This is a genomic window from Microbulbifer sp. GL-2, assembly GCF_007183175.1.
In the GTDB taxonomy this organism is placed as follows: domain Bacteria; phylum Pseudomonadota; class Gammaproteobacteria; order Pseudomonadales; family Cellvibrionaceae; genus Microbulbifer.
The window spans coordinates 2,566,318-2,580,110 of the sequence record NZ_AP019807.1; the positions used below are offsets into that span (position 1 = coordinate 2,566,318).

Annotated in this window: 12 protein-coding genes and 1 pseudogene; 7 read left to right on the plus strand and 6 right to left on the minus strand. The window is 42.6% G+C overall.

Features of this window, described 5'->3' with window-relative positions; genetic code table 11:
• Nucleotides 1–23: 23 nt before the first annotated feature.
• Nucleotides 24–1,682, minus strand: coding sequence for an acyl-CoA dehydrogenase family protein (locus GL2_RS11135; RefSeq protein WP_143730724.1), 1,659 nt, complete (start codon nucleotides 1,680–1,682; stop codon nucleotides 24–26).
• Nucleotides 1,683–2,375: 693 nt separating this feature from the next.
• On the opposite strand from GL2_RS11135, the gene GL2_RS11140 reads away from it, so the two are divergent.
• The 6 genes from GL2_RS11140 to GL2_RS11165 all read left to right on the plus strand — a co-directional run bounded on the left by GL2_RS11140 (nucleotide 2,376) and on the right by GL2_RS11165 (nucleotide 6,859).
• Complete coding sequence (locus tag GL2_RS11140; protein WP_143730725.1) at nucleotides 2,376–3,059, plus strand: helix-turn-helix transcriptional regulator; 684 nt, start codon at nucleotides 2,376–2,378, stop codon at nucleotides 3,057–3,059.
• A gap of 1 nt (nucleotide 3,060) precedes the next feature.
• Entirely contained in the window at nucleotides 3,061–3,495 is a 435-nt protein-coding gene (locus GL2_RS11145; protein WP_143730726.1) for a CsgE family curli-type amyloid fiber assembly protein, read from the plus strand.
• A complete protein-coding gene (locus GL2_RS11150; protein ID WP_143730727.1) occupies nucleotides 3,495–3,905 on the plus strand; it encodes a curli assembly protein CsgF in 411 nt (136 codons plus the stop codon). The genes GL2_RS11145 and GL2_RS11150 overlap by 1 nt, the downstream gene beginning before the upstream one ends.
• Before the next feature lie 51 nt (nucleotides 3,906–3,956).
• Complete coding sequence (locus GL2_RS11155; RefSeq protein WP_143730728.1) at nucleotides 3,957–4,805, plus strand: CsgG/HfaB family protein; 849 nt, start codon at nucleotides 3,957–3,959, stop codon at nucleotides 4,803–4,805.
• 342 nt (nucleotides 4,806–5,147) lie between these two features.
• Entirely contained in the window at nucleotides 5,148–5,627 is a 480-nt protein-coding gene (locus tag GL2_RS11160) for a curlin minor subunit CsgB (RefSeq protein ID WP_143730729.1), read from the plus strand.
• Between the two features lie 53 nt (nucleotides 5,628–5,680).
• Nucleotides 5,681–6,859, plus strand: a complete 1,179-nt coding sequence (locus GL2_RS11165; protein ID WP_143730730.1) for a hypothetical protein — start codon at nucleotides 5,681–5,683, stop codon at nucleotides 6,857–6,859.
• Nucleotides 6,860–7,123: 264 nt separating this feature from the next.
• Here the strand turns inward: GL2_RS11165 and GL2_RS11170 are convergent.
• From GL2_RS11170 to GL2_RS11180, 3 genes and pseudogenes are all read right to left on the minus strand, one after another.
• Nucleotides 7,124–7,972, minus strand: a pseudogene (locus GL2_RS11170) (CsgG/HfaB family protein).
• 50 nt (nucleotides 7,973–8,022) lie between these two features.
• Complete coding sequence (locus tag GL2_RS11175; protein WP_143730731.1) at nucleotides 8,023–8,436, minus strand: curli assembly protein CsgF; 414 nt, start codon at nucleotides 8,434–8,436, stop codon at nucleotides 8,023–8,025.
• A 408-nt stretch (nucleotides 8,437–8,844) separates the two neighbouring features.
• Complete coding sequence (locus tag GL2_RS11180; protein ID WP_143730732.1) at nucleotides 8,845–9,537, minus strand: helix-turn-helix transcriptional regulator; 693 nt, start codon at nucleotides 9,535–9,537, stop codon at nucleotides 8,845–8,847.
• A gap of 1,403 nt (nucleotides 9,538–10,940) precedes the next feature.
• On the opposite strand from GL2_RS11180, the gene GL2_RS11185 reads away from it, so the two are divergent.
• Nucleotides 10,941–12,092: a hypothetical protein gene (locus GL2_RS11185; protein WP_143730733.1), complete on the plus strand. Its 1,152-nt coding sequence runs from the start codon at nucleotides 10,941–10,943 to the stop codon at nucleotides 12,090–12,092.
• A gap of 131 nt (nucleotides 12,093–12,223) precedes the next feature.
• Here the strand turns inward: GL2_RS11185 and holA are convergent, their stop codons facing one another.
• Nucleotides 12,224–13,228, minus strand: a complete 1,005-nt coding sequence (gene holA, locus GL2_RS11190; RefSeq protein ID WP_143730734.1) for a DNA polymerase III subunit delta — start codon at nucleotides 13,226–13,228, stop codon at nucleotides 12,224–12,226.
• Nucleotides 13,229–13,242: 14 nt separating this feature from the next.
• Nucleotides 13,243–13,767: an LPS assembly lipoprotein LptE gene (gene lptE / locus GL2_RS11195; protein ID WP_143730735.1), complete on the minus strand. Its 525-nt coding sequence runs from the start codon at nucleotides 13,765–13,767 to the stop codon at nucleotides 13,243–13,245.
• Nucleotides 13,768–13,793: the final 26 nt, after the last annotated feature.

The window sequence follows — 13,793 nt, forward strand, 5'->3', positions numbered from 1 at the left end:
ATAGACCTGAAGGGTTATTATTCTTATATCGAAAGTGGATCACCGCGCCTGAGCAGTGTTTCGATATCGACACCTTTGGGTAGGGTGCCTGTGCTGTGGGTACCCTGTCCACCCATTCTTGATTGAATAAAGGCATCGCTTACTGCCTCATTATTCGCCTGGAGAAGTAAGTGAGCCTGCATCGTAATCGCCATTTGATCTATAATATTACGTGCCCGATATTCAAATTGATCCAAGTCCGAAAGTTCCTTCTTTAGTAAATCTATAGCTTTATCATAATATTTATTTTTGCCTAGGCTGATAGCCATTTCGTCCATCCAATGATTGATCACAGCAGGAGTTTTTGTAATTGCCCGCAGTACATCCAAGGCTTGAATGTTTCCGGATCCTTCCCAAATGGCATTGATTGGGGCATCTCGATAAAGGCGGGCGGTTATAAAGTTCTCGATGACTCCATTACCCCCCAAGCACTCCATTGCTTCATAAGCATGATGGGGGCTGCGCTTACAAACCCAATACTTACCTACCGCAGCACCCAGACGTAGTAGCATCTGCTCGTGTTCCTGATCCTCTTGGTCCATAGCTCTGGCCATACGCATTGCCAGAGCGATTGAGCCCTCAACTTCCAAATGCAGATCGGCCAATACATTTCTCATCAGGGGTTGATTAATTAGTTTCTGGCCAAAGGCTTTCCTTTTAGATGCGTGATAAATAGCCTGTACAACCGCTTGGCGCTGTCCCCCTGAGGAGCCAACCATGCAATCAAAGCGAGTGATGGCTACCATCTTGATAATAGCATTTACGCCACGTCCTTCTTCTCCCAATAGCCAACCCATGGCACCCCGCATTTCTATCTCTGATGAAGCATTGGAGACATTACCAGCCTTCAATTTTAGCCTCTGGATTTCCAGGGGGTTTTTACTTCCATCTGGTCGCCAGCGAGGAATCAGGAAGCAGGAGAGGCCTCCTGGTGCCTGGGCCAATACGAGGAAGCCATCGCACATGGGGGCGGACATAAACCATTTGTGACCTAACAATTCATAGATTCCATTTCCCACGGGAATCGCGGATGTGGTATTGGCACGTACGTCAGAACCGCCTTGCTTCTCGGTCATTCCCATACCGATTGTCAACGAGGACTTGTCAAAGTATGGGCGGTTGCTGCCGTCATAGCCTCGACTCAATATTTTGGGGACCCACTGATCGGCAACTTCTTTGTTAAGTTGAATTGAGGGTATTGAGGCAAAAGTCATGGTAACCGGGCATCCGTGACCGGCCTCCAGCTGGCACTGTAGATAGTTCTTTGCCGCTCTGGCTACATTTGCTCCTGGGCGAGGGTCAGTCCAGGGAGTGCTGTGTAATCCCTCAGAGAGAGCCAGTTGCATTAGCTGGTGATAAGAGGGGTGGTAGCGAACCAAGTCTATACGGTTACCGACCCGATCATGGCTTTCAAATAGGGGTTTAAACTCGTTGGCGGCATAACCCCGTTCAATCATTTCTGGACGACCACATACCTCGCCGTAACGTTGTAAGTCATCTTCGGCCCAATGGCCCCCATTGATATGTACTGACTCCTGAAGGGCCTTATCTCCCGCATACAAATTGTGCCCAGATAAAGTGGGAACTTGGTTATTTACCAAGTGGGTGGATGCATGTGCAGAGGGTTGAATAATGTTACTCATGACCTAAGTCCATGTGAAGTGGGCAAAATTGTGTGTGATTCATAGTCTAACCGGTACCATCTTCCCAGTCTCAAGTTGAAAACTCAGGTTGATAGGTGTGGATAAAGAGCATAAAACATCTAAAAAGCGTTTACTATTTGTACGAGTTGTATTGTGGGGTGACATAAAAAATATGATGAAGATACTTTGATAATTATATTTTTCGTGACTTTTATTCAAACTAATATTGATTATTTCTTATTGCCCCATGATTTTAATTGATACTTGTTGAATACGAATAAGCAATTAGATTTTCGCATTCAGCGTGGCACTTACGACTTACGTCATATATTCAATCTGCCGCATGAATTTTTAGACTTATTTGTCGATTTAAATCTATTAATTTTGTGGACCAGTACAAACTTCTCGATATTCATTGGATTTTTTGTATATTTCTAAATCTACACCAAAGGATGTTTAGAAAAGTTTTTTGTTGCAAAAAATATAATACCTTTGTATGGAAAAGTGACTTTTTGTGATGATGCTGGCACACTTAAGATTGAATTTTTGATATCTAGATCACTTCTTGTTGCAGGCGGGGGGTTGATCGAATAGATTTAGCTCACAGCGAAGACGGCCACAAAATAAAAGTAAATAAGAGCAAAACAGATAGTAAATAAGATCTTAAAAGGACCGCATGTTGGGGGAACCCAGATGAATTTGCATAAGGATTATGCACGCCTTAAAGTTGTAGCTCCGAATCAGGAGTCCAAAGGACCAGCAGTTGCTTTTTTAACTGCGTCAATCAATCTTCAATCCTCGATCTTTGCAGGTCGAATAGAGGATGAATTTAAGACCAAGTGTTCCATATTTCAGCGATTGTCAATTTCATCCTTTGATGATATCGACACTGAATACCTTCTCCTGGATTGTGCAGACCTTTCTGTTTCTGATCTTGATCAGTTGTTGCGTGATATTCACGCAATTTCAAATCCTCCCAATATTATTCTCATTAATGTTGGGAGCACTGGTGATATGGACTTTGTTCTTCATTGGGAGAAAGTCCTGGGCTTAATGCCTACGGAGTGCGATCCTAAAGTAATCATGGATAGATTGGGTAGAATTTTTTCTGGAGAGTATTGGTTTCCAAGAGATGTGCTGCACAATTTCCTACGGCAACATAGAAAGCCAAAAAAATGGAGAGGAAAAACCTCAAACCTGACCCAGCGTGAGAGGCAGATACTACAGTTGATCTGCGATTGCCATACTAACGCAAATATTGCTGAAGCTTTGTGTGTTAGTGAGCATACTGTCAAGAGTCATCTTTATAAAATATATCGGAAGATTGGCTGTAAAAACCGGTTGGAAGCGAGTAGTTGGGCAACCCAAAACTTATAAGATGAATATAAACTTTTATCTCCCTAAGAGGATTTTCCTCTCAATACTGCTTTGGTCATTATTTTCCCTTGCCCAGTCACAAGAGCTGGAGTCTATAGAAGGAGAGGATTCCCTTCTTACAGGGCTGGTAATCGATAATACGGTAAGTGGTATCGGCCACGAGTTTACCCGCTCTCTCTCCATTTACATTACCAGTAATTTAACAGAATTTGATTATAACCTTACTGTCCATGAGAGACCATCGGCCAGATGGGGTAGCGTCGTGTGGGTTACCTATGAAAATAAACAGGTATTTCGGACTGTAGTTTATCCTGGGCGTAGGCGGTTTGGGGAAATAGTGGCGCAAGCAGCATCGCAAATAAATAATAATGTTCGCCAGCAGAGATTGCAGGAGTTGTTCTCGCAAAATTTGGATTTGGCTGGGGAGGAAATATAATGAAAATTTTTTTAATTGTTTTTTTTATTTTTGTATCAATTGTACCTGTTGCAAGTTCTGCTACTGAATTAATTTATACGCCAGTCAACCCTTCATTTGGCGGAAATCCTTTAAATGGCAACTACCTCCTGAATAACGCAAGTGCCCAGAATAGCAAAAAGGACCCAAAATCTGATAAATCCCCGTACTCTGATTCTTCTTCCCTGGACAGGTTTACAGATACCTTGGAGTCCAGATTGTTGTCACAGCTTTTGACGGATGTGGGTGATGGAAATGATGGAACTCTGGTAACAGATGATTTTATTGTGAATATTCTGGATGTGGATGGAACCTTAACAATAACTATTACAGACGCTGTCACTGGGGAGATTTCTGAAATTGTCGTAGTAGGATTGAACCCGGGAAATTGACTGTCATGCGGTCATGGAATGAAATTTTTGTGAGTTTCAGGGGTGGTGTGGATGTTGTCGAGAATATTGTTTGTAGTATTTGTTTTTATCTTAAGTGGTTGTAGTTTTTTTCAGAAAACCGGCGAGGCTCTATTTGGTCCTGGTTATGAGAAGGCGACTTTGACCGATAGGATGAGTACTTATGCAGATCTATTGAATTTACCGGACCCCAGGGGGAAAATCGTCGTAGCCGTTTATGGCTTTAGTGATCAAACGGGACAATATCGGCCTGCCCCTTCGAGTTCATTCTCTACGGCTGTTACTCAGGGTGCGGCTTCCATGTTGGTTCAGGTTCTTAACGAGTCAGGGTGGTTTGTCACTCTGGAAAGAGAAGGACTGCAAAACCTGCTTACCGAAAGGAAAATAATTCGGGCTGCACTGAAGGAAGAGGAAACCCCGCCGCCTTTTGACCTGCCGTCCTTGATGTCGGCAAATATAATGCTTGAAGGTGGTATTGTCGCCTACGATACCAATATAAAAACCGGGGGTGCTGGAGCGAGGTATTTCGGTATTGGCCTTTCTTCACAATATCGTGTTGATGAGGTTACAGTTAATTTACGTGCTGTCGATGTAAGAACAGGTCGTGTTCTCAGTAGTGTTCTGACTAGTAAGAAAATTTTATCCCGGCAAGTTCAGGGTGATGTTTACACTTTTGTGGAATATAAACGTTTACTGGAGATTGAGGCGGGTATGACGACTAATGATCCGGCTCAACTCTGTGTGCTTTCAGCCATTGAATCTGCAGTTATTCACCTTATTGCGAATGGCGTTACTGGAAACTTATGGGCTTTAAAGGAAGGTAGTGAATTTCCAGCGTCGATCTTGGATGAGTATTCCGAAAGTCCCGTGAAAATTCTCTGATTTTTTGTGGTGCCTTTCTTATACTTTGTGATTCCAGGTAACTAAGGGGGACTTCTAAGGCTGACAAATATGGTTACAGTTTTCGATTTGGCTTTTCCGGTTTTTTTATGGGTTGAATCTTCATGTAATATAATGTAATTTCCTTTCTTCAGATTTCTGTCTGCAGCTTGGTTTTCTTTTTTAAGTCTGTTTTTTTTGAGTCATACGAAAGTTGCAAATTTGCAGCTTTTTTAGTTTGTAAAAATACCCTTTCTTCTGATTTATTCCTTTTCTTATTGTCTCTATAGTGCTCTCTGTAGGTGAACTTTACAAAGTTTATTTAATTTGACTGAGGGGAGCTGAGTGACTGCTATTAGGGCGGCTATTTATTATCTAATCCTTATGCTGATGCCCATTTCGGGCGCTTGGGCTGGAGACCTGGATGGTCACGATGAATTATTATCTGGCCAGGGTGCTCTCGACTTACTTCTTCAGCGAGATGATTCCATTAATGGACAGTTGGCTGAGGTGAGCCAGCTTGGGGATTACAACGTAGCTGAAGTGGTACAGACAGGTCAGTATAATCAGGTTTTTTTGCTTCAGGATGGAATCTCAAATGAGGCTGTAATTCACCAGAGCGGTGATTATAACTATGCGGCTATTTCTCAATCTGGAGCCTACAACCAAGCCACTGCCGTTCAGAATGGTATAGATAATATTGCCCTTATTAATCAAGTCGGAAACGGGAATTCTGCCAACATCGTTCAAAATGGTGATGGGCTATTCGGATTTGTCGCGCAGTTCGGTGACAACCATGCAGTGCAGGTAGTTCAGTATGACTAGCTCGCTGTTTTTTTATTTGCATTTTATTTATTTAGTCTTAGGGAGAAGCAGAAATGAAAAAGCTTTCACTTGCTACCGCAATTGCAATGCTCGTAGGTGCCGGCCAGGTAATGGCCGACAGTAACTACGGTGATCAGCTGCAAGCTGGTAACGACAATATTGCTGATATTTATCAGGTGGTCGAGTCCACAAACAATGCCGCTTATCAGTGGCAGGAAGGCAATGATAATATCGCTTCTACCGAGCAGTCATATGCCGATAGCAACTTTATTGATCAGACTCAGGTTGGAAATCGCAACTATGCGACTACCAGTCAGAGTAATCAAGAAGGGTCCGAGGCTTACACATTCCAACAGGGAGAGGGTAACCAAGGAGTAATACACCAGTGGGATGGCGCTAGAAATTCAGCCTTTGCTACCCAAATGGGCAGTGAAAATGTAATGCATCTGGACCAATACTCTGACTCTCATGATAATGCCCTCGATGCATTGCAGGATGGTAATGATAATACGGCCTATCTGCAGCAGGAAGGTAATGGCAACCTGTTTGTGAGCACTCAGACCGGTGATGCTAACAGCGTTTGGGGCAGCACCTGGTACCCATCAGCAGATGGTTTCCTGGGTGGTCAGGTGGGTGAGGGTAATGTGGGCTTCGCAAATCAGAGTGGTGCAGAAAACACCGCAAATCTGGTGCAAACTGGCGATTACAATTATTTGGATATGTCACAATTTGGTGTTAGTAATATTACCACTATTGCTCAGGATGGTGTTGGAAACTCCAGCGTCACAGCGCAATATGGTGACGATAACTTAACCACTATTACCCAAAATGACACCAACAACATTGGTGATATGTACCAGTATGGCAACAGCAATGCGGCTGCCCTGGTTCAAAATGGTGATATGAACTGGACCGAATTCTCGCAGTCTGGCGATCTGAATCAGGTGACTATTGATCAGTCTGGCAGTGCCAACTCAGCTTCTGGCTACAGCGAAGGCGTAGCTAATATGGTGGATATCGACCAAGTTGGCGAACTCAACCTGGCAGAAGTTCATCAGGACCTGGGTGGGGATAATATGATTACTCTGTCTCAAACTGGCTTTGAGCATGGCGCCCACTTAGGACAGTCCGGCAATAACAATACTACTTTAGTTACCCAGACCAGCGATTTCAATATGGCTAGCGTTCATCAGTTTGGTGAAAACAATATGGCTACTATTACTCAAAATTAATGTTGATTAACTTATACTAGATATAGTAAGTAAGGGGCCTCCTCAGAAGTGGAGGCTTCTTTCTTCAGTTGTTTATATCTTACCTATACCTTCCAACTTTATGGCACATCTTTAAGGTTGCCATCATAATTAATACCCGTTTCTCTATTAAAATCTATTGAACTTAAATGTTTAACACTTCTCTTGATAGGATGTTGATTAAAAATATAGCAAAATTAATACGGCATTTATTATGCCTTGCCAACATTCAGTGATTTATCTCTGCTAGAGAATTTTTACTGAACTCTCAGAATACTCATCCAAAACAGAAAAGGGGTACTCACTATTATCCTGTAAAGCCCATAATTTTCCATTTACACCATTGGCAATTAGGTGGATTACTGCTGATTCAATGGCTGAAAGCACACAAAGTTGAGCTGGACCATTTGTCGTAGTGCCAGCCTCAATCTCCAACAAACGTTTATACTCCATAAAGGTATAAACATCACCCTGTAACTGCCTAGAAAATATTTTCTTACTGGTCAGAACGCTACTGAGCACTCGACCAGTTCGAACATCCACTGCACGTAAGTTTACGGTTACTTCATCAACACGATATTGTGAAGAAAGGCCAATGCCGAAATACCGCGCTCCAGTACCCCCGGTCTTTATATTGGTTTCGTAGGCGACAATACCACCTTCAAGCATCATATTTGCGGACATTAAGGACGGCAACTCAAAAGGCGGTGGTGTTTCCTCCTCGTTCAGTGCGGCTCAAATTACTTTTCTTTCAGTAAGTAGGTTTTGCAGTCCTTCTCTTTCCAGAGTGACAAACCACCCTGACTCGTTAAGAACCCGAACCAACATGGAAGCCGCACCCTGGGTAACAGCTGTAGAGAATGAACTCGAAGGAGCCGGCCGGTATTGCCCCGTTTGATCACTAAAACCATAAACGGCTATAACGATTTTTCCTCTGGGGTCTGGTAAATTCAATAGATCTGCATAAGTACTCATTCTATCAGTCAAAGTCGCCTTCTCGTAACTAGGACCAAATAAAGCCTCTCCAGTTTTCTGTAAAAAACTACAAACACACAAGAAGGAAATAAATACTACAAGCAGTATTCTCGACAACATCCCAGCTACCTCTGAAGCTCAAAAAATTTTATCTAATAACCATATGGTTATCAGTTTCCCGGGTTTAATCCAGCTACGATAATTTCAGAAATTTCACCAGTGACAGCATCTGTGATAGTTATCGTTAATGTTCCATCCACATCCAAGATATTGACAATAAAATCGTCTGTCACTAGGGTTCCATTATTCCCGTCACCTACATCAGTCAAAAGTTGTGACAAGAGCCTGGATTCCAGTGTGTCAGTGAATCTATCCAGTGCGGATGATGTTGAATATGGAGATTCCCCAGAATCGGGGTCCTTTTTGCTGTTCTGCGCGCTTGCATTATTTAAAAGATAATTGCCATTTAGTGGATTCCCACCAAATGATGGATTGACCGGTGTATAAATCAATTCTGTAGATGAGGCTCCTCGCCAAGATATAAGAGAAAGTAAAAAGGCAGCTATCACTATGGAATTTTTCATCAAACTTCATCCTTTGCTAAACTTAAATGAACCCGTGATGTCTGTAATTTTTTCTGGTTAATATTGCTTTTAATTTGTGATGCTACGTGATCTGACACCTTCACAGTTTTCTGTTCCTTGGGTAAATCATCGCTCGAAATATTTTTTTCTCATATGTCAGCCAAACTACACTGCCCACCTTGTTGAAAGCACCTCATCAATCGTGAGATTGTAATTAAATGCAGTTAAATTTGAGATGAGATGTCCAGATATTCAGCGAGTGAATTCATGCCCAATAACACTATATGTGTTGTCAATGTCTGTCCGGTTAGGAGGGGCTTTCCTCACTTCCCACTTCTTCCTGAGATGGAGCAGATAGAGATCCTAGGCAGGAAATTATTGTAAAGGTAAGCTTGCAGTATCTTTTTTTTATTTCATCTGTAAGTTGCGATTGGCCCAACCGCTGGCCTCCAGTCGATTTTTACAGCCAATTTTTCGGTAAATCTTATAGAGGTGACTTTTAACTGTATGTTCACTGACAAAAAGTGTCTCTGCAATATTTGCATTTGTATTGCAGTCACAAATTAATAGTAATATTTGCCGCTCTCTTTGCGTCAAATTGGAGGATTTATCAGGTTTATATTTTGGCTTTCGGTGATTTCTTTGAAGGTTATTCAATACTGAGCGGGAAAGCCAGGATTTTCCGGAAAATATTTGATTCAATCTCTCCATGATTTTACTTGGATCGCTTTCAACTGGCATCAGCCCTAGAACCTTCTTCCAATGAAGAATGGTGTCCAATCCTTCAGTTTCCACAATGTTTAGCAAAATTATATTGGGGGGAGAGGGTGCTAAATGAATATTTCGCAGTATCTGATCCAGATTTTCAATAGCGAGATCCACGCAATCAAGAATGAGATATTCAATTTTTAATTTTTCAAAAGGTGGAAGTGAGGAGCTTTCAAATGTTAAGCACTTAGCTTCAAATTGTTCCTCAATTCTTCCGGCAAAAATATAAGTCTGAATACTTATAGTCGATGTCAGGAGGGCAACGATGGGGCCTCTGGATTTATCTCTTGAAGCAGAAACTTTAAGGTGTCCATATTCCTTACGCAAGTTCATCTAGGTTCCTCCAGTACGCGGCATTTATAAGAAAATATTTTTATTTTTAGCTGCGGAATAAATTTATTCGATTAATTGTTTTCCCGCAATGGGGGGTAATAAAGAGAGTAAAAATTCAATCTTTAGTATTTAAGTAAAATGCCATAAAGTCATAATATAATACAAATGTACTATATACATTTAAATAAAAATTTCAGTTAGGATTCCTTGAGATGGATCACAAAATACATTTAAGACACAGTTTTGTGAAAAAATGTGCTGCAGGTCACATTGCTGATCCAGTATTATTGACTTTTATTTGGTTATGCCTTTTGGGGTTCGAGGAGATATCTTTCATACCCAGAGAATCCTGAATAAACAAGCTCCTCTATTTGGTAGTTATTTAAATTGTGGTTGTAAAATTTTTTAAGTGAGGAATTTTCTTTGGCATCTGATCTAGTAGTTCAGGCTTGATTTGGTAGTTATCCCTTTTTAGTGGTTGCTCTGCAAAACTCAGTTTGCGAGATTTTGCGTTCAGCTTTTTTTGCCTTGAAGTTTTATCATTCGTTTTTTTGATGATTTTCTTTGTATTGGTTCACCTCTGTATGAGCATCCAGATACTTTGCTGAGAGGGTAAATCTACTTATCGAGGTGAAGTATGACAATAAAGATAAATACCTCTTATTTAAGAGGATGCGTCAAGCTTGGCTTGAATTAATCCATTGACTGATAAACTCATTCAACCTACGCTCCCAAGAGAGATGGAGCTTTAAAAGTTTATTTTGTATCTTCGTTTCTGCGTAATCGACTGGCGCCCCTAAAGTCCCATCGTTTATTGGATGATATGGTTTAATGTATTGTTCTAAATGGCTTTTTCATTTGTCTGATTATTCACTTATTGGCCTTTTAGTCTTGTTGGGTACTCTATAAGAGAGCAGCTGCTTGGAGGGAGATCGGCAAGCCTACTAGATAGCTGCCTTGTCTATGATCTGTATTACCTTGCCGGTGTCCATTCTCGGTGTTTTTTCCACAGTTGTTCGTTGTTCGTCAATATCAATGCAACCAGCTAGATAGTGGAATACAACTTTTTTCTGATTGATTGCCATTCTTGTTATGTTTATATTTTTTTTGACGGCGGGGATATGCGTAATTTCTAAATTCTTTTGTGGCCATTCATTGCCCCTAAGAGAGTTAATCAGAGTTGCTATATTTTCATGTCTTTAGCCCTTTTCCATTAGTGCGATTCTGGGTGGGGTATTTGATGTTGGCCTGATTTTGATGTGGCCTATATATATTATTTATTGATGTGGTCGTGGATGATCTTGATTGTTTTTTGAAAGTCTATGACGTATGTGCCGTGCATTCAGCACGGTGGATTTATGTTACATTTTTTGTTTTCTAATTAATCTGAAGGTAAATCTTAAATGAGAATAAATATATTTGTTGTTTTTGCAGTAATTTTTGGTGCTCAACAGGCTGTTGCTGATAACAATTTAGGAGAGCAGTTACAGTCCGGTAATGACAATGAGTTATATATCAGTCAGGTCAGTTCATCAGTTGATAATCGGGCTTACCAGGAACAGGTAGGCGATAATAACAGTGCATATGCAGATCAATCCTTTTCGGAAGATAGTTATATTGAGCAGACCCAGGCTGGTAACGGTAACTGGGCTGAAACCAGCCAAATGAATCAACAAGGCTCTGATGCAATCACTTACCAGTTAGGGGAGGGGAATATAGCGGCTGTACAGCAGCTGGGTGGTTCTGGAAATTTCGCCTATGCCCATCAGGAAGAAAATGGAAATACCATATACCTCGATCAATACGCTGGTGCAAATGATAACCACGCTGAAATGTGGCAGGTAGCTAGTAATGACAATTTTGCCTCTCTTGTGCAGGATGGGGATAATAATTACTTCTGGAGTTGGCAGGTATTTGATTCAAATACTCTACATGTAAATCAGGTAGGTAATGAAAATACTGGCTTTTTGGAGCAGTTTGGTACTGAGAATACTGCAAACGTTTTACAGACTGGTGATTTCAACTCGTTCGATGTCATACAGAGAGCTAGCCATAACAGCACGGTCACTCTTAATCAGGAGGGCACAGGGCACTTTAGCAGGATTTGGCAGGGCGGCCATAATAATGTAGTGATGGCTGCTCAAAACGGCGCTGATAACTTTAGTTTCATTCAGACATTTGGTGACAGTAATACAAGCACTTTGGTTCAAACAGGGGATGTCAATATGGCTGACTTCTATCAGTGGGGGGAGAGAAACTTGGCAACTATCGATCAAACGGGTAGTGGCAATTCAGTCTTCGGTGGCAGTGAAGGTGTTGCCAATAGTATAGATATCGATCAGGTTGGTGAGTTGAACCTCGTCGAGGTTGGCCAGCTCGAATCGAGCAGCAATGATAACGTAATCGTTCTGTCTCAGAATGGTATTGGGCACAGTGCATACCTTGGGCAGATTGGTAATGGCAATACGACCTTGGTTACTCAAACTAGTGCTGACAATATGGTTAGTGTTTTTCAAACAGGCGATAGCAACGTTGCTACAATTTCCCAGAATTAATTTACTGAAGCAGAGCCATGAAGTTAATAGGCCTCCCCTTTTAGCTGGGGGAGGTTTCTAATGTGTTAAGTACTTTCTGAATAAGCGCGTGGTGTAATGGTTGGATATTTTTGTGTGCAGTGTTTTCCGTTCTAAACACTACGTTGACCACTTAAATTCAAGGTAAGTTCCAGTAGCCCGGTCCAGGGTGATTGCTGCCCGGCTCCGCCTTTAATCGCTGTGTCGATAGTGCGAGCCCTCAAAAGCAGTGTTTCAAGCTGGCGGGTTGGTAATCTGGAAAGGGCTGATTGAATCAGTGGTTGACGTTTTTGGATACGCACCAAGCGAGCCAGGGGTTGGCCCTGATTGAGTTTTTCCCCAATTTCCAATAATGAGCGGATTTCCCGAGCCAGGGCCCAAAGTACTACTGGCGGTTCAATGCCCTCGGTACGCAATCCCTGTAAAGTTCTTACCGCTTTGTTGGCTTCTCCAGCCAAGGCCCGATCTATAAGATCAAAAACACTGTAGCGGGCGGAGCTGGTAACGCTATTCTCCAGTACGTCGACAGTAATGGGTTTATTGTTGTTTAGCAGCTTAAGTTTTTCTATTTCCTGACTCGCGGCAAGCAGATTACCCTCCACTCGCTCTGCCAGGATTTGTATTGCCTCGGGTTCAGCTGTAAGGCCGGAAGCACTGAGTCGCTGGTTGATCCAGCGCGGCATTTCCTGTGCAGTTACCGGCCAGACCTGAATTAGCACCCCCTCTTTTTCCAGGGTCTTCACCCATTTACTATTGAGTTGGGACCTGTCCAGTTTGGGAAGAATCAGCAGCAGGACTAGATCCTGGCTGGACAGAGCAGTAAATTCCTGTAGTGCCTTACTGCCTTTGTCTCCTGGTTTGCCTCCAGGTGCGCGCACTTCAATCAGCTTTTTCTGGGCAAATAGGGACATATTGCCTGCAGAGGCAAGGAGCAGCCCCCAATCAAAATTGTGCTCGGCATGTAAAAGTTCACGCTCTTCAAAACCGGACTTTCTTGCCGCCACGCGAATCTGGTCGCAACACTCCTGGACCAGCAGGGGCTCATCTCCCGAAATAATATAAACCGGTGCCAGTCCTTTATTAAGGTTCTGTTGTAGCTGCTGGGGGTTAATGCGCATTGCCGTATAAATACCTAGTAGCTTTTATCTTCCAGGGGAGCGTCTACATCAATACGGCGCAGGCGGTCAATCATTCGGCTGATAAGTTCGCGGCGCATCTCATCGCGGAGCAACCGTTCCTCTTCGCCTTTACTGACGATTTCGGAAACATCCCATTCAAGAGAACGATAAACATCAGCCTGGGCTTTGTTTAACAAGATTTCGCCGCTTCCGGTGCGAACGCTGTAAATGGCACTGGTAATCAGCTCATATTCCGACGCGCGGCCTTCCGAATCCACGGCAACGGTCAGCTTGCGTTCGATTTCCCTATTAATAACCATTACGTAATCTGCTTCTATCGGTGATGCAGCTACAGGGACTCCGCCATTGTGTAGCAGGCGGCTGAGTTCATCAGCAATATCGCTGCGAGGATTCTCGCTGGAAATGTAAATAGTGCTGCCCGGTGGGAAATTTTTTGGTGCACCGCGCAAGTGCCAGCCACAGCTGGCGATGGTGATGAGGGCGAGTAGGGCAATAACCCGGCTTGCGATTTTCTTCATAAACTACCTGGCTTAATCGTAAACTA

Bases quoted from the DNA above. Each gene is read 5' to 3' on its own strand.
- GL2_RS11185 (WP_143730733.1), top strand. From the start codon at position 10,941: ATGAGAATAAATATATTTGTTGTTTTTGCAGTAATTTTTGGTGCTCAA.
- holA (WP_143730734.1), bottom strand. From the start codon at position 13,228: ATGCGCATTAACCCCCAGCAGCTACAACAGAACCTTAATAAAGGACTG.
- GL2_RS11140 (WP_143730725.1), top strand. From the start codon at position 2,376: ATGAATTTGCATAAGGATTATGCACGCCTTAAAGTTGTAGCTCCGAAT.
- GL2_RS11145 (WP_143730726.1), top strand. From the start codon at position 3,061: ATGAATATAAACTTTTATCTCCCTAAGAGGATTTTCCTCTCAATACTG.
- GL2_RS11135 (WP_143730724.1), bottom strand. From the start codon at position 1,682: ATGAGTAACATTATTCAACCCTCTGCACATGCATCCACCCACTTGGTA.
- GL2_RS11175 (WP_143730731.1), bottom strand. From the start codon at position 8,436: ATGAAAAATTCCATAGTGATAGCTGCCTTTTTACTTTCTCTTATATCT.
- GL2_RS11150 (WP_143730727.1), top strand. From the start codon at position 3,495: ATGAAAATTTTTTTAATTGTTTTTTTTATTTTTGTATCAATTGTACCT.
- lptE (WP_143730735.1), bottom strand. From the start codon at position 13,767: ATGAAGAAAATCGCAAGCCGGGTTATTGCCCTACTCGCCCTCATCACC.
- GL2_RS11165 (WP_143730730.1), top strand. From the start codon at position 5,681: ATGAAAAAGCTTTCACTTGCTACCGCAATTGCAATGCTCGTAGGTGCC.
- GL2_RS11180 (WP_143730732.1), bottom strand. From the start codon at position 9,537: ATGAACTTGCGTAAGGAATATGGACACCTTAAAGTTTCTGCTTCAAGA.
- GL2_RS11155 (WP_143730728.1), top strand. From the start codon at position 3,957: ATGTTGTCGAGAATATTGTTTGTAGTATTTGTTTTTATCTTAAGTGGT.